The organism is Acinetobacter sp. AC1-2 (assembly GCF_016124155.1).
Taxonomy (GTDB): domain Bacteria; phylum Pseudomonadota; class Gammaproteobacteria; order Pseudomonadales; family Moraxellaceae; genus Acinetobacter; species Acinetobacter calcoaceticus.
The window spans coordinates 1,256,293-1,278,738 of the sequence record NZ_JABFFO010000001.1 but is presented as its reverse complement, the minus strand read 5'-3'; the positions used below and the strand labels follow the sequence as shown (position 1 = coordinate 1,278,738).

The window sequence follows — 22,446 nt, the reverse complement described above, 5'->3', positions numbered from 1 at the left end:
CATGGAATCATTCTAGCCGTTCACTAAATTAAGCGAAGTTACGAATCATACGACGTACATTTGTTTTTGCATCGATGACTGTCATAAACGTATATGCCCCAATAAATTTACGGCTAATAAACATAAATTCTTTTGGAGGAACTGAGAAATAACGTGATGCCATTGATTTACTTGCTTGCTGCATAACACGGCTATGTAACTGACTTTTCTTCCAGTCATAACGTTCATGTTCATCCATAAGGCCAGCGGGCATATCTGGATTATTTGCAGGGGTACTAAATGCTTCTGTTGCGAGTAAAAAGACATCGGCCATGCCTGGTTTAATACTTTCAGGCATGGCATCAAAAAACTCATATCCAGTCATTGCTTGTACCATCGCATGTTTATCATGCTGATAACCAGCTTGGATCAGATTACGTGCAACTGAAAGTAAATGGTCATCAAACTGACGGATTGCACCAAAGTCTAATAATACAATCTTATCCTGAACATCTTGCCCATTACCTAAACGGACAAGGTAGTTACCGAAGTTAGGATCTGTTTGCATTTCGCCCCATTCAAAAATTTCACGAACAGCAATTTCTAGTGAAGCTTCACCAAGCTGATTACGACGCTCTTGAGGCAAAGACAACATCACAGGGCTATTGATTGGAACTCCACGTTCGAAAGTCATGCACAGTACTTGGTTGGTACAATATTCATCTACAATTGTCGGAACAATATAACGCTCGTCATCTTTTAAGCGTTCACCGAAGCGACGAGTAGTGGCAGCTTCAACATCATAGTCCACTTCACGATGCATCATTTCACGCACTTCATCAAACCACTGATCAAATTCACGGGTTTGTGGCACCATGCGTGTCAGTTTAAGCATGTTTTTAAACAAACTCATATCTGAATCAATTGCGTTCGCAACACCTGGATATTGAATTTTTAGAACTAATTCCAAACCATCTGATTTACGTGTTGCACGGTGTACTTGTGCGAGAGAGGCAGTACCAATTGGCTCATGATCAATTGTTAAATCATTTAACTTAGCGCCCAGTTGTTCTTGTAGATGTGGCTTAATTGCAGGCCAATCTAAAGCAACGGTTTGGTTATTTAGGGTATTTAATGCTTGTGTAATCTCTTCTGGTAAAAAATGTTCACCATAAAGAGCCATCATTTGCCCAATTTTAACAATAGAACCCTTAAGTTTACCTATTTCAGAAACCAGATAATTAGCTTGTTCGCTCATCGCTTTTTTACGTTTCTTTTCTTTGTCTTCCTCGTTAGAAAAAATAGAAGAAGCACTTGCAGTTGCCCAACGTGTTCCTGCAAGTAAAGAAGCTTTCGCGATTGATAAGCGTCGATCCATGGAAGAAGTTTTTAAACTCTTAAGCTTATCTTTCTGATTTGACATGAAAATAGAATCCTATGCGCATCATGCAGCCAAACGCTGTGATCTAAAATTGTAACGAATATTACATGTTTTGAGCGTATTAAAATAGTTCTCTCAGACTGAATGATAGGTCGAAATCGCCATCTTTATTTCATTAACTATTAAATAGCCTAAGTAATTTATAAATTTAAGAAATTAAGAGCATTCAGATGAGTAAAACTAAGATAAAACGGACCTTTGATAACAAAATGGATTACATTTTAAATTGAATCTTTAATTCAGATTTCTGCATCAAATGCAGGCGATTCGTCTGAATATGTTGCAATAACATCTGTTTGACTGAATCATGCATAAAACCAAGTGCATGAGCTTTTACAATGATGATGCTAGGAAGGGTGTAAAAGAAGTACTTAACATCATCAAGAGTTGCGTTATTAAAAATACCTTGTTCAATTAACGTCTGCTGCAAAAATTGCTTTTCATTTAATACAGAATCTGAAGATTCATCCCAAAAACGGTGACGCATCGCCATCAGATTGTTGTGTTTATAACTCATAAAATTGTCAGCTCAGACTTCAAATCTAAATAAAATATATGGAGTCGAGCAACGAATATCAAGTTGAGATTATTTTTTCTTCAGTTGCTGTTTGAATTTTTATGTAACTCTTTTAAATAGCCTAAGCAAATTTAATTTTTTTTTAAAAAAAACTATAATCGAAACAATTTCATCTATAACACTACTTATCATGACTCCTGCATGTAGATTGTTAAAAAGTAATAAAATCGAATTTTCTATTCATGAATATGAACATGATTCAAATGCCAAAAGTTTTGGATTAGAAGCAGCTGAAAAATTAGATTTAGATGTAAACGAAGTATTTAAAACTCTAATGGTAAGTGATGATAAAAATTATTTCGTTGCTGTCTTGCCGGTTAATCACCAATTAAATTTAAAAAAAGTAGCTACGGCGTTTGGATGTAAAAAGTTACAAATGGCTAATCTTAAAGATGCTGAACGTTTAACGGGATATTTGGTAGGAGGGATTAGCCCTTTAGGCCAAAAAAAACGTTTAAAAACTGTCATTGATGCATCGGCTCAAAACTTTAGCAAAATTTATGTCAGTGGCGGAAAAAGAGGGCTGGATATTGGTTTAAATCCTAAAGATTTAGCACAGCTTTTAAATGCTCAATTTGTTGATGTGCTTGATCAGTAAGAAAAGTTTAGAGGAAATACTCTAAGAATTAATCATTATTTTTATCTACATTGAGAAAATACTTTGTTGAGAGGTATAGCTCATTGCGGATCCTTCTTTATTTTTCAAAAAAGAGATAAGCACAAATAATTGCAAAAAAGCTTGAATCATTAAATGAAAATGATTATCATTATTGTTAATGGCGATGTAGTCCTAGTCCCGATTAGGGGGAGGAGATTGATTGTAATATAAAGCCCATATTCTAAGTTTATGCTCATTTTCTAATGAAATTTAGAGTTATACCAGAACCTCAAACAAGAAGAACAGCGAAAGACGAGTTGATTTCTGGTATGTGACACCTGCAAGACATTATAAAAATATGCGGGTTCAAGCAGCGGTAAATGGAACTAAGAAAAATAAATACTATCAGCGCAATAAAAAGAATAAATCAAGAGTAGCAAGCGAGGATGGCTTGCTACTCTTGTATTTAAAGTTAGTTTCATACTTATTTATATTGTTCAACCTTTTTAGAGTTTTAGCTCTGCTCAGTAACAGATTACTTATATTTTTGATTAAAAAATGATCACTAGTGTTTCATTTATTAACATCCTGCCTTTTTAGCCAATTTTTTGTATACCCTGAATAAAACATGATCAAAAAAGAGGTAAAAGCGTGCTTATTTTTCATGGAAAACCTGTTCATGGAGCAATTTTTGATATGGATGGCACAATGTTTGATACTGAGCGGTTGCGGTTTCAAACATTGCAACAAGCATCTCAAGAACTCATTGGACAGGAATTTTCACACGAATATTTAATGCAATGTTTAGGTTTAAGTGCAACTACTGCTGAACAATTGGCTCAACGTTTGTATGGTGTGAATGTTCCATATAAAGAGATACGAAAAAGAGCCGATGAGATGGAGCTTGAACATATACGAAAACACGGCGTACCTATTAAGAAAGGTTTGGTTCAAGTTTTAGAACGTTTAAGAAAATCAGGTTTAAGAATGGCTGTGGCGACTTCAAGTCGTAGAGCAATTGCCGAAGAATATTTAATTAACGCGAATGTTTATAAATTTTTTGATGTAATTACTTGTGGGGATGAAGTACAAAATGGAAAGCCTCATCCTGAAATATTCCTGAAAGCAGCAAGTCAGCTTCATTTAGATGCTAACCAATGTTTAATGTTTGAAGATTCTGAAAATGGTTTAACGTCAGCTCATTCATCAGAAGGTCTAACAATTTTATTAAAAGATATTAAAGAACCAAATGATGAAATGTTGGCAAAAGCCGATTTTTATTACGATCAGATGTATGACTTCTTAACAGATCTCGACCAATTTATTCCTGTTATGGATATGCCACAAGGACAAGAGTCTTTTCCACAAAGCCTAAATCAACTTACCGTTGGCATACACGGTTTTGGTGCTATTGGTGGCGGATATATAGCGCAAATCTTGTCACACTGGGATGGATACACAAAACCAAGACGTATTATTGCTTCTACACGTAATAGTCTATTCCGTGAAGCTGTAAATGCGTTTGGAACATATAGCATTCGCTATGGACAGTTTTCTTATGATGAATGCATTGAAAATATGACAATTGTTGATTCTGACAATGAACAGCAAATGTTAGAGATGTATACCCATTCAAGTTTGATTGCACTATGTTTGCCTGAACAAGCTATTGAAGTTGAGTCAAAAACGATTGCAAAAGGCTTATACGCTCGTTTTAACTCGGCACTCGAAACATGTATAGAACCGTTAACTTTTTTAATTATTTTAAATAAAGTTGGCGCAAAATATTTGGTGATGAAGCATCTTAGAGAAGCACTTTTAGAACTAACTAATGATGAGGACGTAACTGAGCATATTTTAAAAGAACATTACTTTTGCGACACTGTTGTAAACCGTATGGTTTCGAAACTATCTAATCAAAATTTATATCGTCAACTTCGTATTAAGCATCATTTTCTTGAACAGCATTTATCTGATGTGGAGCATGAAGAACAAGTTGAAATTGAAGATTGCAATAAACTGACTCAAGATCAGCAAAATCAGGCCTCTTTATATGTAGATAATATGCGTCGTAATTTTCAGCCGGGACATATATTACAAAGCATGGATCTAATCTTGTTCCATAGCGAAACTGATATGCCAATTTATGTAGAAAAAGGTAGCCCTTTACTCGAAAAATTGCGCCAAGTTGTGTTGGTTGAGCAAATTACAGATATTCAATTAATCAAAAACCGACTGTGGAACGGCGTACACGCGATGCTTGCTTGGTATGCATCTTTACTAGGTTATGATTCTATTGGTGTTGCCATGGGCGATCGCTCTGTTAAAGCATTTGCAAAGAATTTGATTACAGAAGTAAAGCAAGGACTTGCAATCGTATTACCTAACTATGCAAAAGATCTAGATCGACTTGCACAGAGTTTTCTAGGTTCATGTGAATATGCATTTAAAGATCCATGTCAGCGTGTTGCGCGAGATCCGCTACGTAAACTGGGTCACAATGAACGGGTAATAGCTTCAATTGTGGTGAATATTAATCATGATTTACCCTATAAAAACTTATTAAAAGGCGCCGCTTTAGGTTATGCCTATGCAATTCAATTTTTAGAAATTGATGAGACTGATGCGATTAAACATTTGCAGCAACAAATTCAGAACTTGGACATGAGTACAGTTCAGAAAAGACAGCTGGAAGTTGAGTTGACACAATTAATTCAATATTTATTTTCTGAACAAGGCAAGCAACCTTTGAACATGAATATTATTAACTCCAAAACTACGCGAACTCAATATGCTTAGATTTGTTGAGTGAATTAAGACTCTACAATTAAAAGGCAAACATGCTTTAATACAAAAATTGAATCATTTTGAATTAAAGCTGTGCTGCTAAAACCTTCGACATCCATGGTGCCAACATCTATACGGGACTATCTGGAATGGCACCTTGGGCGTCAAAATTATGCTTTATGGTATCTGGAAATTAATGATCAAAAATTAGTTGATTATTTAGATGGATTGCGCAGGCATTTTTCAGATTTTTTATTAGAACCTAATAGCCGCCAATATCATGTCACATTGTTTATATGTGGTTTTTTGACTGATGAATCTAAAGCTTATAAAGATGACTTTAGCTTTAGTGAGTTCGAGCAGCAGAGAGAAATTTTAAGAAAAAAGAATTTTGCATCATTTGAATTAAAAATTGGTTCAGTTGATAGTTTTAGTAGTGCTTTATTTGTAGAAATTAAAGATGCCGGAAATATCTTATCTCTAATACGACAAAAGTTAGGCACGGTTTCTAATGAAATTGCAGCTTTAGATTATTGCCCACATATCACCTTGGGTCTATATAAAGAAAATTATAATAGTGATTTGATTTTACAAAAAATTTCTGAATTACCTGTACAATATAAACATGCTGAATTTGAACTTAAAATTGAGCATTTGACGTTTGGTTATTACCAGGCCCAAACTTTACAAGGTAAGTTATATTCATATCAGCATTTATTTTTAGGTGATTCATGTTGCAACTAATTTTGGGTGGTGCTCGTTCTGGTAAAAGTCGACTGGCTGAACAAACGGCAATAGCTACGCAATTAGCTGTGACTTATGTCGCGACGGCGCAAGCGCTTGATTCAGAAATGCAAAGCCGAATTGCACACCATCAAAATCAGCGTCCTGCTCACTGGTCCTTAGTTGAAGAGCCATTATTTTTGGCAAAAACTTTGCAAAAAATTGATCGATCTAATCAAATCATTCTGGTGGATTGTTTAACGCTCTGGCTAACGAATTTGTTACTTTTAGATGATCAAAACGTTCAAGAGTTTGAATGTGAGCAACTAATAGACGTTTTACCTAAGCTCCAGTCAGAAATTATTTTAGTCAGTAATGAAACTGGTCTTGGCGTTGTGCCATTAGGCGAGATTAGCCGTCGTTTTGTAGATGAAGCAGGAAGACTGCATCAAGCTTTAGGACAAATTGCAGATAAGGTTATGTTTTGTGTGGCTGGTTTTCCAATGATTTTAAAAGGTGAGAAGTAAAATGAACTGGTGGTTAGAATCTGTACAGCAACCTAATCTGGAAGCAAAACAACAAGCTGAGCAACATCAACTTCAACTCACCAAACCTACAGGTGCCTTAGGTGATTTAGAGCAGATTGCAATTACACTTGCCAGTTTACAGTCCAATGCTCATCCTCAAGTTAACTATCCGTGGATCACAGTTTTTGCAGGCGATCATGGCGTGGTTGAAGAAAATATCTCTGCATATCCTCAAGCTGTCACACGCCAAATGTTGCAAAACTTCACAACTGGTGGTGCAGCAATTAGTGTAATTGCTAAATATCATCAAGCTCATTTGCAAGTCATTGATTGTGGCACAGTAGGCGAAGCATACGAATATGTCGGTGTTGAACGTCATTGTATTCGTGCTGGGACGGCAAATTTTGCCAAACAAGTGGCAATGAATGCTGAAGAATGTCGTGCTGCTTTAGAGTTGGGGAAAAAGAGCGTAGATACAGCTAAAGCCGACGGCGCAGATATTTATATTGCGGGTGAAATGGGAATTGGAAATACCTGTTCTGCTTCTGCCCTAGCATGTCTTTTATTAAATGATACGGCTGAGCAATTAACTGGCGTAGGTACAGGAATTGGTGCCGATCAGTTAAGACATAAAATTGAAGTGATTGAGCAGGCAATAGAGCTTCACTACCAACATGTGATTGGGGATGCCTTTAAAACCCTAAGTGCTGTAGGCGGTCTGGAAATTGCGGCTATAACCGGTGCTTATATTCGATGTGCTCAAATTGGCTTACCTGTAATTGTGGATGGCTTTATTAGTTCGATAGCTGCTTTATGTGCGGTACGAATGAACCCTAAAGTACGTGACTGGATGTTATTTGGTCATCAATCGGCAGAATATGGTCACCGACGTATCTTGCAAGAACTCAATGCCGAGCCAATTTTAAAGATGAATTTGCGTTTAGGTGAAGGTAGTGGAGCAGCAGCTGCTTTGGCATTAGTTAAAATGGCGTGCGCATTACATAATCAAATGGCTACCTTTGCTCAAGCTGCTGTAAGTGGAGACAAAATTGAGTAAATTGAAAATTGATTTGCTCAGACATGGTGAAAGTCAGTTTAGCCATACTTTACGTGGTCATTTAGATGATGACCTAACACCAAAAGGTTGGCAGCAAATGCAGTCAACCATTGAGCAAGACACAAACCAGACATGGGATGTCATTGTAAGTTCTTCGTTAAAACGGTGTGCATGCTTTGCGGAGCAACTTGCTAAAACAACTGAACTGCCTTTGCTTTTAAATCATGACTTAAAAGAAATGTATTTTGGACACTGGGAAGGCATTTCAACTCAGCAAATTTATGAAACTTCACCAGAATTGCTGGCAAATTTTTGGCAGAAACCGAGTCAATATTGCCCGCCTGGGGCAGAAACATTAATGCAATTTCAAACAAGGGTTCTTAAAGGCTTTCAGGAACTACTTGTAGAGATGCAAAACCAAAACTGGCAATATGGATTGGTTGTTACCCATGGCGGTGTCATTAAGCTATTGGCTTGTTTAGCCAAGCAACAACCTTTAGATGATTTACTTAAAATGCCAGCAGAACTTGGGAAATTATATTCTCTCGAATTTTCTGAAATGGATGGTCAATTAACTTTTATGCTGAGATAGCAAATTTATATTTTTATACACTTGTAAGTTATTATTTTTATAAAGATATTTGAAGTCATGTAATCGTACTGTCATTGCTAAAAATTATGCTATGGGCATTTCTTATTAATCATTTATCAGACTTATGAATATTTTATTTAAAACGACGATGCTTGCAACATCATTATTTCTTGTGGCCTGCAACAATAATGACGATCAAGATGATCAACCAACGACATCACCTACAACTCAATCAAAGTATTATCAAACCAAAACGCCTTACCAACCACAACAAGATTTAAAAAGCTATGAACAGGCACCAAATGGATTCCAGCCAGTTTTTACAGAGTTAGTGGCGCGTCATGGTTCAAGAGGTTTATCAAGTCTCAAATATGATTTAGCACTTTATAATTTATGGAAGCAGGCAAAAGCAGAAAATGCCTTAACGCCGTTAGGTGAGCAATTAGGTGCTGATTTAGAAGCAATGATGAAAGCCAATATTCTGTTAGGTTATGGGGTCGAAGGCATTCGCCAGTATGGTTATGGGAATGAAACCATGACGGGTATTTTAGAGCACCGTGGTATTGCAGATCGGTTATTACAACGCTTACCCAATCTTTTAAATCCGCAAGCGGGTATATTGGTTCAAAGTTCAGGCGTCGATCGTGCGGTAGATAGTGCTAAATTTTTCACTGCTGAACTCATTAAACAACAACCGCAGCTCAAAGATAAAATTGTTCCAGTCTCTTATACCAATTTATCGAGTGAAAGTGTTCCAAGTGTTATAGATGGCGGAGTTGACCGTTTTAAACTTTATTTTCATAGTTTGAATGCGGATGAAGACTTAACACAGCCACTCAGTGCTAGTCAGCAGAAAATTTATGATGCAAGTCAGGCCTATCAAGATTTTGAAGAAAATAATAATGACTTAGCACAAAAGCTGGATGAGTTATCAAAAAATACTCAAGCTGAAAAAACTGCTCAGACTGTACTCAACCCGATTTTTAAAGCAGACTTTATTAAAAAATTGGGTACAGCGGGTTATAGCTTTAGTAATACAGGGTCTTTTACCGTAACTTCGCCTAAAGGTGAGCAAATTACGGAAAAAGGTAAGGGGAAAAACACTATCGCCAGTGCAGTTGATGCAGCAGCTTATGTGTATGAGCTCTATTCGATTTCTGGTGGCATGAAAGATGAGCTAAAAGGTATCGATTTTGATAAATATATGCCTATTGAAGCCGCAAAATTCTATGCTGAATTTAATGATGCCAATGATTTCTATGAAAAAGGCCCAAGTTTCACAGAGTCAAATCTGGTCACGAGTGAAATTGCACAAGGCTTAAAACAAGATATGTTCCAACAAGTTGATGCTGTTGTGAATAAAGCCCAACCTTACAAAGCGGTTTTACGTTTTGCCCATGCTGAAATTATTATTCCTCTGGCCACCAGCCTAGACTTACATAATATGATGCAACCTTTACCTCTACGCCAGACTTATAACTATTCAACAAGCACATGGCGTGGAGAAGTAGTTTCACCTATGGCTGCCAATGTACAGTGGGATATTTATCAAAATGGCCAAGGCAATACTTTGGTAAAAATGCTTTATAACGAAAAAGAAACTTTGTTTAAGTCTGCATGTAACTATGCGCGCTATAGCCCAACTAGTTTCTACTACGACTACATAAAATTGAAACAGTGCTATCAAATACAATAGATTTTCAGTTTTCTGAAGTCTTTAATGGGAATAGGGATTGCTATTCCCATTTTTATTTCTTCATAATTCAAACTGTTTTTAAATATAGATCAGTTAGAGATTTGGATATGACACCATTTTGGATCGCATTGCAATTTTTAACTGTTCTGCCGATCGAGTTAAAGACAATGCCGACGGCGCAACAAAATGGTCGAGCTATTTTGTTTTATCCATTGGTTGGACTCATTATTGGTGGCATCCTTTTTCTTATTGCATGTCTTTTCGCAAAATTACCAATTCTTCTACTTGCCGCCATCATAATGACTTTATGGATTTGGCTAACAGGCGGTTTGCATTTAGATGGGCTGGCAGATACGGCAGATGCGTGGGTAGGTGGTTTTGGAGACAAGTTACGTACTTTACAAATTATGAAGGATCCAAGTTGTGGCCCAATTGGAGTACTTAGTTTAGTTCTTATATGTCTGCTCAAGTCCGCACTGGTCTATGTACTGATTGAACAACATCAAACGCTATTTTTAATATTGGTTCCTGCACTTGGGCGCCTTGTGCCATCAATTTTGTTTTTAACTACGCCGTATGTTCGTGAAAAAGGTTTAGGCCGTTCTCTGACTGATCATTTACCTAAAACAGCGTCTTGGATAATAACTGGGTTAGTTTTGCTGCTACCTTTATATTGGGGATGGCAAGGTCTAATTGCCGTGATTGTCTTTTTAATGAGCCTTGTTTATTTAAGACATCTGTTTATAAAACGTATTGATGGTATTACAGGCGACACTGTGGGGGCTGCGATTGAGCTTAGTGAAACTATGCTGCTTTTTGCCTTTGTAGTAACTTATTTTTATTTATAAATAATAAAACTTTTAAACACTATTACGGCTTATCTAGAAATTTCATTAAAATAAAAAGCCCTCAAAAATGAGGGCTTAATCGATATTCTTAAAAAGATGAATTAACGATTTGGTAAAACGTCTTTTAAAGCTTCATGCATTTCAAGCAATGTTTTTTCAGTGGTTTCCCAGTCAATACAGCCATCAGTCACTGATTTACCATATTCTAGGTCACAAAGGTTTTCAGGAATATCTTGGCGGCCGCCTTTTAAGTGACTTTCAACCATAAGACCAACAATTGACTTATTACCATCTAAAATTTGTTCAGTAATATTTTTAAGAACAAGTGGCTGTAAGTACGGGTCTTTATTTGAGTTCGCGTGACTCGCATCAATCATGATTTTATTGCTAACTTTTGCTTTCGCTAAAGCATTTTCTGCTTCTTCAACAGAGCCAGCATCATAGTTAGGCTTACCATTACCACCACGTAATACGACGTGTGCGTAAGGGTTGCCACTCGTATTAATAATTGAAACTTGACCGTCTTCGTTAAGGCCTAAGAAGCTATGGCCATATTTAACAGATTGCATCGCATTGGTTGCAACAGTTAAGCCACCATCAGTACCATTTTTAAAACCAACAGGTGATGACAAGCCAGAAGACATTTCGCGGTGAGTTTGACTCTCGGTGGTACGTGCACCAATTGCAGACCATGAAATTAAGTCTTGATAGTACTGTGGAGAGTTTGGATCAAGTGCTTCAGTTGCACATGGCAGACCTTTTTCATTTAATTCGAGCAGAAGTTTACGACCAATACGTAAACCTTTTTCGATGTTAAATGAGTCATTCATGTCTGGGTCATTGATTAGACCTTTCCAACCAATTGTAGTACGTGGTTTTTCAAAATAAACACGCATAACTAGATACAATGTATCTTTAACTTTTTCGCTTAGCACTTTTAAGCGATCGGCATATTCGTGAGCAGCTTTCGGGTCGTGAATAGAGCAAGGACCAATAACGACAAACAAACGGTTATCTGAACCATCTAAAATATTACGAATAGTTTCGCGACCTTTTAGAACGGTTTGTGAAGCAACATCAGATAAAGGCAACTCTGATTTAAGCTCAGCCGGTGTTACAAGAGTTTGAATGCTTTTAATATTAAGGTCGTCGATATCTGGCTTTGAAACGGATTTTGAATGTGTAGTCATTACTGTCACTGGTTCGATCATACTAAAGGTTGTTTTGTGTACTGAATATACCATGAAATAATTATGAAAATCCTACATCTCATGGTATTTCAGTTTGGAAAAATCTTATTGATTTTGCTATCTTTCAGTTGGATTGCTTGTTTTTTCAGCAATCACTGCTTGTTGTTGTACCACAGGGGCTTTTGGTTTTGCTTTGACCGGGTTAACCATAAAATTAACACCGAGAGCAAATAGGGTAATCCCTAAAATTTTTCGGATTAAACGTTCAGGCATGCGGGAACTAATGAGCGTACCTACAATAATTGCTGGAATTGAACCCACCAATAACCACATAAGAAGCGTAAAGTCGACGTTACCAGCACTCATGTGTCCAAGGCCGGCCACTAATGTAAGCAATACCGCATGTACCACATCTGAACCAATAATTCGAATCATTGGCAAGTTAGGGAACATGATCACGAGTGCCATAATGCCAAATGCACCAGCGCCGACAGATGAAAGCGTTACGAATACGCCTAAAATAATACCCATAATAATGATGTAGAGGCGTTTATGGTGAATAGCCAATTGCTCATTTTCTGTTTGGGTTACTTCTTTATTTCTGAATTTATTGAAGAATTTTTCAATACGAGAACGAAAGATAATTGAAACACCAGTCAGTGTTAGCATAAAACCTAAAACCATGGTTAACACAGCTTTATAGTGAGTTGACTGACTTAAATAATGTTCAAGTACCCATGAGGTAACGAAAGATGCTGGAATACTACCCACTGCAAGCCATAAAACAATAGGCCAGACAATATTGAGTTTTCTGGCATGAACCATTGATCCACAGAACTTTGAAATTGCGGCATAAAGTAAATCGGTACCAATTGCGATATGCGGTTCAATTCTAAAAAGACTAATTAAAATTGGTGTCATTAATGATCCACCACCAACTCCTGTAATCCCTACACAGAAACCAACTAACATACCCGCTAAGATAAATTCAAAAGCACCAGACATCTTTATCGCCACTTATCACGAAACGCCCATATCTTATTCCTTTTAGAGATAAACAGTTGTCATGAATAATGATTTACTTATGCAAAAAAAAGCTAAGCAATCAAAATATTGCTTAGCTTGAGCTATTTTTCATCAAATTATTAGGATCTAAGATTATTTTGATGGTTTTAACGGGTTAAGTAGAAGTATTAGGCCAAAAGTTAACGGGGTTGCAAATATCCACCAACTGACAAAACCAATTGAAAAATTATAATGTCGAATCAGAATATATGCACATAAAACAAACAATATGAATGCAGCTATCTTAAAGTGCTGGTAATATTTTTGAGCTAATGATTTGAAATGGCCTGTTGATTTTGGTGATCGATATTTTTCACTCGCCATAAATAACAAATACATTCCTAATAAAATTAAGATGAAAGCTATAAAGATCATGAGCTCACCTCAGTATTTAATTTACTCAGCTTCTTTTGAATTTTTTCTACAGCTTTATGCTGAATAGGTTGAATTTTGCAGAATACAAAAATCGCTAAGCCTGCAAATATCCACAAAAATACATCTATACGTGCAAAGACCCAATAATTGCTTAAGCTCTGAATATAGTCATGTTGAAGCAAATAAATTAAATTTAAGATAGGAAGCACGATACAAAGCAGAATAAAAATACTAAGTTGAGTTCGCCATAAATATTGTTTTTTAGTGACTAAAGCAATGATTAAGCTGATTAGCCAGACCAAGAAAAAGCTATAAATTTCATAATTGATCGTGGTTGAAGTGACTGTAAATAATCGATTCGCACTTAAATAGGCAATAGTTGCACACGGCAATCCTACAAAAGTTGCGACATTTAAACGGTCAACTAAATAGTGTCCAAAGTGAAATTTACTATTTTTATTTTGAATTTGCCGTTTAAGGCTCCAGAGTAACAAACCAGAGGCAATCATGACACAACCTAAAATCCCAGAAAAGAACAAACCTAAGCGAAGTAAAGGTTGGGCAAATGTTGCCATGTGTAGACCGTAAACTCCCGCATTCAGCGTTGCAATAGCACTATTATTACGTGTGTCTTCTAAGACTTTGCCTGTTGAAGCATTCAATGTAATTTGAGCCTGATTACGGGTAATTGAATGATCTTCATTTTGAATAAAGGTAATTTGCGCCTGATTGGTATTTGGATTTTTTACACTAATTATCGATAAAGTTTGATTTCCCCAACGTTGTTGCACTTGGCTTAATAACTTTTCGATAGATAAGTTCTGAGCAGGCTGTATCGATTGGTTTTCAAGCACAGTCTTTGTACGTATTTCGGTAAAATATTGATATGGATTTTCAGGATAGAGCTTTTGCATTCCCCAAGGCAGATATAAATAAAAGAAAATAGCTAAGCCTGTAAATGTAATCGTTAAGAAGAAAGGCAGGGCAATCACCGAAGAAATATTATGAAAGTCTAACCATGAACGCTGAGACTTAAATGTACGCAAAGTAAAAAAGTCGGTGAATATTTTTTTATGGGTAATGATGCCTGAAACTAAGGCAATCAACATAATAAATGCCGCGATACAAACTAATAATCGTCCGATGAATATTGGAATACCAAACAGTTGGTAGTGGAATCGGTAAAAAAAATCGCCGCCTAGCGTTGCCGAAAGTTTAAGCTCTTGGCCTGTGTTTGCATCCAGAGTTGCATTTCCATAACCGCCGTCTGGTTTTTCCCAATACATGGTGTTTACCGGACTCTTAGGTGTTGCAACATTTAAATACCAAGATTTGGCATCTGGAGCATGGTCTTGTAAGTATTGATAGGCTGTTTTAATAGCAATATCTTGCTTTACTTCATATTGCGCAAGTGGAGGCTGCATCCATAAATTAATTTCGTGGCGGTAATAAGACAAACTTCCCATTAAGAAAATGGCAAATACGAGCCATCCAAAAATTAAGCCAGTCCATGAGTGTAGCCATGCCATGGATTGGCGTATACCTTTATGCATAACCCACCATACGCGTTGCAAAAAAGAAAAGGGCACATAGAACGACTGATAGCCCAGTGAGTTTCAAAAGTGATTGAATGCAAAAACCTATAATTACGAACAATACATAAAATAGAATTGCTATAAATGCTGCGAGATATATGGCTTCAGCTTTGTCGAGGGTCAAAAGGAGAATTCCAGTGAGTCCAAGACTTAAATACGCCATACAGGCAAAACCCATACCGAAAACCAGCAAGAATCGATAGAAAACTTTTATGCGATATGACACAGGGAGATTTACAGTTTTGGACATCTTTAATGACACATAAACAAAGAATAATAAGAAAAGCCAATCCCTAAATTGGGATTGGCTACGATATTAATATTTAAACTTTACAGCAACTGTATAGTTGGCAGAAGGACCATAAAATCCTTGGCCATCAGGGAAGCTATATAGATACTTCTTATCGAAAATGTTATTACCATTTGCTTGAAGCGTAATATGTTTATTTACTTCATAGCTCGCCATTAAGTTGACTAAGGCATAAGCATCTTGTGTGATAGTACTGTTTGCAGTTGAGTCATATAGCTTTACACCATCTTGCCATTGTAAGCCTGCCCCAACTTTCAGCTTAGGTAAAACTGACGGCGTATAGGTCGTTAGCAAATTAAGTGTCTGGTTCGGATTATAAGTTCTTGCCTCACCACCATTCTTAATATCTTTAATACTAAATTGAGCGTAGCCGAAAGAAAGATTCACATTATCTGTGATTTGACCTGATAGGCCGACTTCTACACCTTGTGACTCTAAATCACTGGTTGGTACTTTTCTGTTAAGGGGATTTCCATCAGAGTTACGTAATGGATAATTATTCTGCTCAGTTTTAAAGACTGAAAGTGTGCCTGTTAAACGGTCATCTAGCCATGAGCTTTTTAAGCCCATTTCATAGCTTTTACCGTCAATAGGTTTTAAAGCCTGATTCGTGTCTTTATCAATACCGGTTTGCGGGCGGAAAATAGAGGTATAACTCATATAACCTGTATATTCAGGTGTAAAGTTATAGGTGAGTCCAACATAGGGTGAGACTTTACTTTCGCTATATGACATTGGTGAGCCATAGCTTTCGCCTTTACTCTCAGCTCTGACATAGTTTGCGCCAAGTAAAAGTTTTAAATCTTCATTGAGGTGTAAGCGCGTCGCGGCATAGATCGAGTCAATGTTTTGCGTATAGTTAGCCGCTTCTGTGAAATCTGACCAAGTTATAGATTGAGGTGTCCAGCTTGCCCAGTCTGTAGTTGTCGAATTGATAACATTACTATCGTTAATCGTTCCTGTAGATTGTTTATCTTGCTGACGACTACGCACATAGCTATAACCGAGAGTTGCTTCATGTTCTCTGTTAAAGAGTTTATAGGTTCCTTCGAGGTTAAAATCTACTGCATGTTTCTCTTGATGTTCTTGACCTCCCCAAGGTGTTAAAGATACGCCTGAACCATCAGCTTTTGGATAACCATAATAGTAAAGGAGGCGACTATTATGCTTAGTATCAAGATAGTTATAGGTTAGCTTCGCTGCCCATTGCTCATTAATTTTTTGCTTTAATTCGACAAAAGCATTTTGTGTTTCATTATCCCAGTGTGCCCAATCAGGGTTTGGATTATATGAGCGGTCGTACGAAATTTGCTTGCCATTTGCATCGAGTAAGGGCAGAGCACCCCAGTTATTCGCATTCGGTTTATTTTGTTCTTGGCTATAGCCTGCGGTGAGTAAAGTAGTATCTGTTAAGTCAGCTTCAATAATACCTGCGAAACCATTTTTTTCTGAAGAATATCGGTCAATGTAAGAATCACCCGTTTGCTCATAGCCCATGATACGGCCACGTACTTTTCCACTAGGGGTAATTGAGCCTGATACGTCAGCTTCATAACGTTGAGTATCCCAAGAACCATAACTCAAACCACCACTAGCTTGGAACTCTTGAGTTGGTCGCTTACGAATATTGTTGATCGTTGCACTTGGATCACCAAATGCGTTAGTTAAAGAATCTGCACCTTTAACTATTTCTACACGATCGTAAAAGTAGGTATCAGGGTTAGTGTTGTTGTAGTTATAACCTGAGAGGGGAAAGCCTACGCCGTCAGTCAAAATATTTGAAATCTCAAAACCACGAGCCATGTACGAAGTACGTTCGGTTTCCTGATTGCTTACAGTTACTCCTGGAGTATTTTTTAGAACATCTCTCGTACTGGTAAGTCCGAAATCTTCAATTTGCTGACGAGTAACTACGTTAATAGTTTGAGGAGTTTCTTTAGCCTCAATATTAAGTTTGGTTGCACTACTTGAGTTTTTAACATTGTATGCTTTGGTCTGTTCAGAAGACTGCTCAGCACTTGTGGCTTTAACTTGAATGGTCTGTAAAGCTTGTACCTCTGAGTCTTGAGCATAAGAGAGGTTCGCATAACAAATCGCGCAGGCGATTACGGTAAGCTTAAATGGTCGAGGTGGGATATTCATAAGAGTAAAGATAATGTAAATAATTCTCATTTATTTTATTGTTTGTAAATGTAAGCTACAATTCAAATTGCATTGTTAATTTAGATTAAAAGATAGTAAGTGAATGTAATTTTAGATAGCCAAGCCCATTGGCTACTTTTCGTGAGTACGTATCGATCAAGTTCAAGATTGATAAACCTCTATGCTAGAATGCATTATTTCAAATTCTTGGGTAAATCGCCTTGGCAAACCGAAAACTTAAAATAGGCATTGTAGTTGGGGAAGTTTCAGGAGATACGCTTGGTGTTAAGCTCATGCGTAGTTTTCGTGAGCAGGGAATCGATGCTGAATTTGAGGGAATAGGTGGACCTCAAATGATTGCTGAAGGTTTTAAAAGCTATTACCCGATGGAAACTTTGTCGGTAATGGGGATTGTTGAGGTATTAAAAGACTTAAAAAAACTATTTGCGGTACGTGATGGCTTAATTAACCAATGGACTGAGCATCCCGTTGATATTTTTATTGGTATTGATGCACCAGACTTTAACCTCAGACTTTCAAAAAGTATTAAAGAAAAGAATCTTCCAATAAAAACAGTCCAATATGTGAGTCCATCAGTTTGGGCATGGCGTCAGGGGCGTGTTCATGGCATTAAACAGAGTATAGATCTAGTTCTTTGTTTATTTCCTTTTGAAAAAGTCTTCTATGAGCGATATGAAGTTCCGGCGGCATTTGTAGGTCATCCATTGGCTAAACAATTACCACTTGAAAATCCAATTCAAATTGCTAAACAACAATTAGGTATTGATGAAAATCAAAAACATATTGCTTTGTTGCCAGGTAGCCGAAAAGGTGAAGTAGAGCGACTTTTACCTATGTTGCTGGGCGCTGCCAATATTTTGCATACCAAATATCCAGATATTCAATTTTTGATTCCCGCAATTAACGATGCACGTAAACAACAGATTGAGCAGGGTGTTGAACAATTAGCACCTCATTTAAAAGCTGCAATTCATATTTTAGAAAATACAGACACTGAATCAAAAGTTGGTCGTATGGTCATGAATGCAAGTGACATCATTGCTTTAGCTTCTGGAACAGCGACATTAGAAGCAATGTTAATGCATAGACCTATGGTTACTTTTTATAAGTTGCATTGGTTAACTTATTTAATTGCTAAGTTTTTGGTCAAAATTCCTTACTACTCTTTGCCAAATATTATTGCTGGTAAGAAAGTCATTGAAGAGCTGATTCAGGCAGATGCAACACCAGAAAATTTAGCAGCTGAAATAGAAAAACTGATGAATGTTGAAACAGCTCAAATTCAAGTGATGCAACATTTAACCATGCATAAACAGCTTATTTCTGGAAATACAGAAGATCCGGTACAGGCAATTTTGCAATGTTTGGATAGCTAATTTTTAAGATTTGATTGGCTAATTGCTTTTAAGCCAGCCAATGAAAATTTCTTAAAATGTTCAACTAAATCGTGTAATGGCATCTGGGCTATATTCTTAAGAGGCTCGGGTGCTTGAGCATTCGGTCCGGCAATAATGAGCATCATGCAGGGTGTCATAACACTTAAAATGCAGGGTAAAACAGCCGGTTCATTTTCATCTAAACCAGCCGCTTGGCTAATCAACTTACGAATAAGAAAAAATTTTCGCATTCCTGCAAATTCAATAAAACTTAATAAATGCTCTGAAGGTGAAAACAGTTCACGAATAAAGACTTTGCCATGCCAGACATCTTTTTCAGTTAATTTATGCAATAAAGTCTCAAGTAATAAGTTTAATTTTTCTTCTGGAGAGTGAGTGCTTTCAACAAGTTTTAGCAGGTAGTTTTCATCCAGATAGTGTGCGTGAGCTTCCAATAAAACTGCTTGATATAAACCATCTCGACCATCAAAGTGATAATTAATCGCAGCTAAATCGACATTTGCTGCTTTGGCAATTGCTTTGTTTGCTGTCTTTGCAAAACCATATTGGGCTATCAAAGGTCCCGCAGCCTCAATAATTTTAGACTTGGTTAAATCACCATCACTTCGTCTAGATCTGGACATGTTTAAACCTAATTTTAATTCACCATAAAAGTATATCTTTTATTCAAAGAGTAAGGTAATTTAAATTTAAATTGAATTTAAACTACGAAAATTTGAATTTAATAAAAAGGCCAATAAGATGAATAAAAAAGTGATTGCCGGTGTTTTGGTTATTATAGCTGTGGCTCTAATCGGCTTTTGGGCTTGGAAATATAATGATAAAGAACAATCAGATAGTTTTTTAACTTTGCATGGAAATGTTGATATTCGCCAAGTTTCGCTTGCATTTGAACAGTCTGGCCGTATTCAAAAACTCATGGTCCAAGAGGGTGATAAAGTTCAAGCAGGCCAGTTACTTGCTACTCTTAATACCAATGCATTACAAATTCAGGCAAAGCAGGCGCAAGCACAGCTCAAAGCGCAACAAGAGGCAATTATTAAACAAGAGGTCGGAGCTCGTCCTGAAGAAATTACCCAAGCAAAAGCACAATTGGCTTCTGCTCAAGCAGAGTTAGATAAAACGGATAAAAACTTACAACGGTTACAAATTTTGGTGAGTAGCACAGATGGTCGGGCAATTAGCCAACAAGAGTTGGACTATGCCAAAAGTAATCAGCAAAGTGCTCAAGCAGTGGTGCGGGAAAGACAGGCCAATTTAGAATTACTAATTAAAGGCGCTAGACAAGAAGATCGTGAAGCGACCAAAGCACAATATGAAGTCGCTCAGGCTAATTTAGATTTAATTAATTATAACCTTACCCAGACTGAACTAAAATCTCCTGTAAAAGCAGTGGTCCGAGCACGTCTACAAGAAATTGGCGATATGACAACTGCTCAAAAGGCCGTTTATACATTGGCACTGACTGATCCGAAATGGGTGCGTGTATATGTCAATGAACAAGATCTGAGTTCCATTAAGATGGGAGATACTGCCCAAGTCATTCGTAATTCTTATCCTAATCAACCTATTCATGGAAAAATTGGTTATATATCTTCAGTTGCAGAGTTCACCCCTAAAACAGTGCAGACCGAAGAGATTAGAACAACACTGGTTTATGAAGTCCGAGTGTATGTAAATGATCCGAATGATCAATTAAAAATGGGGCAACCAGTTACTGTGAAAGTTCCACTTGCTTCAAGTGAGAATGCCCATGACCGATGAAAATACAGTGGTTTATGTGCATGATTTGGTCATGATTTTTAAAGCTGAGAGTAAAAAGGCAGCAGATATTACTGCAATTGATCATTTAAACATGCAAATCAATAAAGGAGAACTTACCGCTTTAGTAGGTCCAGACGGTTCGGGGAAAACAACTTTATTACGATTAATGGCAGGATTATATAAAGCCACTTCGGGTTCATTAAATGTACTTGGAATTGACGTGAGTAAAAATCCACAAGCTGTGCAAGACCGTATTAGCTATATGCCGCAACGTTTTGGACTATATGAAGATTTAAGCGTACAAGAAAATCTTGATTTATATGCCGATTTACACGACGTTCCAAAAGAAATTCGTTATCAACGATTTAAACGTTTATTGGAAATAACAGACCTTGCTCAATTTACGCAACGTTTAGCGGGTCAACTTTCTGGCGGCATGAAACAAAAACTAGGGCTAGCATGTACTTTAGTTCGTTCCCCAGAGTTACTATTGCTTGATGAGCCTAGTGTTGGGGTAGACCCTTTATCAAGACGGGACTTATGGATCATTATTGAACAGCTTGTTCAGGAAGAAAACCTAAGTGTAATTATAAGTACTGCTTATATGGATGAAGCAGAAAAATGTGCACAAGTTTATATCATGCACGAGGGGAAAATTTTAAAGAAGGGCTCTCCAGAGCAATTAAAAAAAATAGCACGTGGGCAAACATGGCAAGTAGAACCTCCTGCAAATATTAAGGCGCGGACTGTACAAGCCCAATTACTTGATAATCATCTAGAGATTATTGATGCTGTTCTAAAAGGTGAACAAGTACGTTTTATTAGTCGTCAGAAAGAATTATCAGCCGGTGCTTTACCTCAGGGGCTAATAGCAAATACACGAGAACCTGAACTTGAAGATGCTTTTATGATGTTATTACAACAGAATCAAAAGCAACGAAAACAAATATCCATTTCTGAACGAGCTTTTGATTCACTGCAAAATCATGAGTTGGAATCAGACCAACCTATCATTGTGGTCAAAGATTTAGTTAGAACTTTTGGAGATTTTACTGCTGTCGCTAACACTTCATTTGATGTGCAGCGCGGTGAAATCTTTGGATTACTTGGGCCTAATGGAGCTGGGAAAACAACGACATTTCGAATGCTGTGTGGATTGTTACCAGCAAGTAGTGGGTATTTGGAAGTTGCTGGTAAAAACTTACGGACAGCTCGTGCTGAAGCTAGGGCTAACGTAGGTTATGTCTCTCAGAAATTTGCACTTTATAGTAATTTAACTGTTTTAGAGAATCTCAAATTTTTTGGTGGAGCCTATGGTTTATCGGGCGAAAAGCTAAAACAACAAATTGATAAAGCGTTACAGCAATACGATTTAAAAACTCATATTAAAAGTGGTGATTTACCAGGTGGCTATAAACAACGTTTATCTATGGCTGCTGCATTGCTACCTGAACCAGAAATTTTATTTTTAGATGAACCCACTAGTGGCATTGACCCGCTTGCACGGCGTTCATTTTGGTACAGCATTGGTGAGCTGGCAAATCAGGGTATTACCATCATTATCACTACGCACTTTATGGAAGAAGCGGAATATTGTGACCGGATTGCCATACAAGATGCAGGAAAGTTGTTAGCCTTAGGTTCACCCCAACAAGTACGCGAATTAGCAAGTAAAGATAGATATATTAGTGACATGAATGAGGCTTTTATAGCAATTGTGGAGCAAGCACGTGCATTAAGGCATGCTGTTTAGGGGGGCTAC

At 37.1% G+C, this 22,446-nt stretch carries 20 protein-coding genes; 11 read left to right on the top strand and 9 right to left on the bottom strand.

What is annotated here, in order from left to right; translation table 11 throughout:
* Nucleotides 1-28 precede the first annotated feature (28 nt).
* Nucleotides 29-1,402, bottom strand: a complete 1,374-nt coding sequence (locus HL290_RS05885; protein WP_092705633.1) for an ABC1 kinase family protein — start codon at nt 1,400-1,402, stop codon at nt 29-31.
* A gap of 232 nt (nt 1,403-1,634) precedes the next feature.
* Nucleotides 1,635-1,937, bottom strand: a complete 303-nt coding sequence (locus HL290_RS05880) for a hypothetical protein (RefSeq protein WP_004792622.1) — start codon at nt 1,935-1,937, stop codon at nt 1,635-1,637.
* Between the two features lie 190 nt (nt 1,938-2,127).
* Here HL290_RS05880 and ybaK point away from each other — a divergent pair, with 190 nt between their 5' ends.
* The 8 genes from ybaK to HL290_RS05840 all read left to right on the top strand — a co-directional run bounded on the left by ybaK (nt 2,128) and on the right by HL290_RS05840 (nt 10,825).
* Nucleotides 2,128-2,595, top strand: a complete 468-nt coding sequence (ybaK, locus tag HL290_RS05875; RefSeq protein WP_198496394.1) for a Cys-tRNA(Pro) deacylase — start codon at nt 2,128-2,130, stop codon at nt 2,593-2,595.
* A 651-nt stretch (nt 2,596-3,246) separates the two neighbouring features.
* Entirely contained in the window at nt 3,247-5,394 is a 2,148-nt protein-coding gene (gene mtlD / locus HL290_RS05870; RefSeq protein WP_198495900.1) for a bifunctional mannitol-1-phosphate dehydrogenase/phosphatase, read from the top strand.
* A gap of 105 nt (nt 5,395-5,499) precedes the next feature.
* Nucleotides 5,500-6,126 (top strand): 2'-5' RNA ligase family protein, encoded by a 627-nt coding sequence (locus HL290_RS05865; RefSeq protein ID WP_198496393.1) that lies wholly within the window; start codon nt 5,500-5,502, stop codon nt 6,124-6,126.
* Nucleotides 6,114-6,632 (top strand): bifunctional adenosylcobinamide kinase/adenosylcobinamide-phosphate guanylyltransferase, encoded by a 519-nt coding sequence (gene cobU / locus HL290_RS05860; protein ID WP_198495899.1) that lies wholly within the window; start codon nt 6,114-6,116, stop codon nt 6,630-6,632. The genes HL290_RS05865 and cobU overlap by 13 nt, the downstream gene beginning before the upstream one ends.
* A gap of 1 nt (nt 6,633) precedes the next feature.
* The gene (cobT, locus tag HL290_RS05855; RefSeq protein ID WP_198495898.1) at nt 6,634-7,689 is read left to right on the top strand and encodes a nicotinate-nucleotide--dimethylbenzimidazole phosphoribosyltransferase; all 1,056 of its coding nucleotides are present in this window, start codon (nt 6,634-6,636) and stop codon (nt 7,687-7,689) included.
* Nucleotides 7,682-8,281, top strand: a complete 600-nt coding sequence (locus HL290_RS05850; RefSeq protein WP_198495897.1) for a histidine phosphatase family protein — start codon at nt 7,682-7,684, stop codon at nt 8,279-8,281. Before cobT ends, HL290_RS05850 begins: the two co-directional genes overlap by 8 nt.
* 124 nt (nt 8,282-8,405) lie before the next feature.
* A complete protein-coding gene (locus HL290_RS05845; protein ID WP_198495896.1) occupies nt 8,406-9,977 on the top strand; it encodes a histidine-type phosphatase in 1,572 nt (523 codons plus the stop codon).
* A 107-nt stretch (nt 9,978-10,084) separates the two neighbouring features.
* A complete protein-coding gene (locus tag HL290_RS05840) occupies nt 10,085-10,825 on the top strand; it encodes an adenosylcobinamide-GDP ribazoletransferase (RefSeq protein ID WP_198495895.1) in 741 nt (246 codons plus the stop codon).
* A gap of 101 nt (nt 10,826-10,926) precedes the next feature.
* Here the strand turns inward: HL290_RS05840 and HL290_RS05835 are convergent, their stop codons facing one another.
* From HL290_RS05835 to HL290_RS05810, 6 genes are all read right to left on the bottom strand, one after another.
* Nucleotides 10,927-12,036, bottom strand: coding sequence for a 3-deoxy-7-phosphoheptulonate synthase (locus HL290_RS05835; protein ID WP_080028257.1), 1,110 nt, complete (start codon nt 12,034-12,036; stop codon nt 10,927-10,929).
* Nucleotides 12,037-12,132: 96 nt separating this feature from the next.
* Nucleotides 12,133-13,020: a sulfite exporter TauE/SafE family protein gene (locus tag HL290_RS05830; RefSeq protein ID WP_198495894.1), complete on the bottom strand. Its 888-nt coding sequence runs from the start codon at nt 13,018-13,020 to the stop codon at nt 12,133-12,135.
* Nucleotides 13,021-13,173: 153 nt separating this feature from the next.
* The gene (locus tag HL290_RS05825; protein WP_127491660.1) at nt 13,174-13,455 is read right to left on the bottom strand and encodes a DUF1634 domain-containing protein; all 282 of its coding nucleotides are present in this window, start codon (nt 13,453-13,455) and stop codon (nt 13,174-13,176) included.
* Nucleotides 13,452-15,008, bottom strand: a complete 1,557-nt coding sequence (locus HL290_RS05820) for a PepSY-associated TM helix domain-containing protein (RefSeq protein WP_198495893.1) — start codon at nt 15,006-15,008, stop codon at nt 13,452-13,454. The genes HL290_RS05825 and HL290_RS05820 overlap by 4 nt, the downstream gene beginning before the upstream one ends.
* On the bottom strand, nt 15,001-15,300 hold the full coding sequence (locus tag HL290_RS05815; RefSeq protein ID WP_026056105.1) for a hypothetical protein: 300 nt from the start codon (nt 15,298-15,300) through the stop codon (nt 15,001-15,003). The genes HL290_RS05820 and HL290_RS05815 overlap by 8 nt, the downstream gene beginning before the upstream one ends.
* A gap of 66 nt (nt 15,301-15,366) precedes the next feature.
* On the bottom strand, nt 15,367-17,502 hold the full coding sequence (locus tag HL290_RS05810; protein ID WP_198495892.1) for a TonB-dependent siderophore receptor: 2,136 nt from the start codon (nt 17,500-17,502) through the stop codon (nt 15,367-15,369).
* Nucleotides 17,503-17,723: 221 nt separating this feature from the next.
* Between HL290_RS05810 and lpxB the strand changes: the two genes are divergently transcribed.
* Nucleotides 17,724-18,899, top strand: a complete 1,176-nt coding sequence (gene lpxB / locus HL290_RS05805; RefSeq protein WP_198495891.1) for a lipid-A-disaccharide synthase — start codon at nt 17,724-17,726, stop codon at nt 18,897-18,899.
* Here lpxB and HL290_RS05800 read toward each other — a convergent pair.
* Nucleotides 18,896-19,543, bottom strand: coding sequence for a CerR family C-terminal domain-containing protein (locus HL290_RS05800; RefSeq protein ID WP_198495890.1), 648 nt, complete (start codon nt 19,541-19,543; stop codon nt 18,896-18,898). The genes lpxB and HL290_RS05800 overlap by 4 nt on opposite strands.
* 118 nt (nt 19,544-19,661) lie before the next feature.
* Between HL290_RS05800 and HL290_RS05795 the strand changes: the two genes are divergently transcribed.
* Nucleotides 19,662-20,684: an HlyD family efflux transporter periplasmic adaptor subunit gene (locus HL290_RS05795; protein WP_198495889.1), complete on the top strand. Its 1,023-nt coding sequence runs from the start codon at nt 19,662-19,664 to the stop codon at nt 20,682-20,684.
* Nucleotides 20,674-22,437: an ATP-binding cassette domain-containing protein gene (locus tag HL290_RS05790; RefSeq protein WP_198495888.1), complete on the top strand. Its 1,764-nt coding sequence runs from the start codon at nt 20,674-20,676 to the stop codon at nt 22,435-22,437. The genes HL290_RS05795 and HL290_RS05790 overlap by 11 nt, the downstream gene beginning before the upstream one ends.
* Nucleotides 22,438-22,446 lie beyond the last annotated feature (9 nt).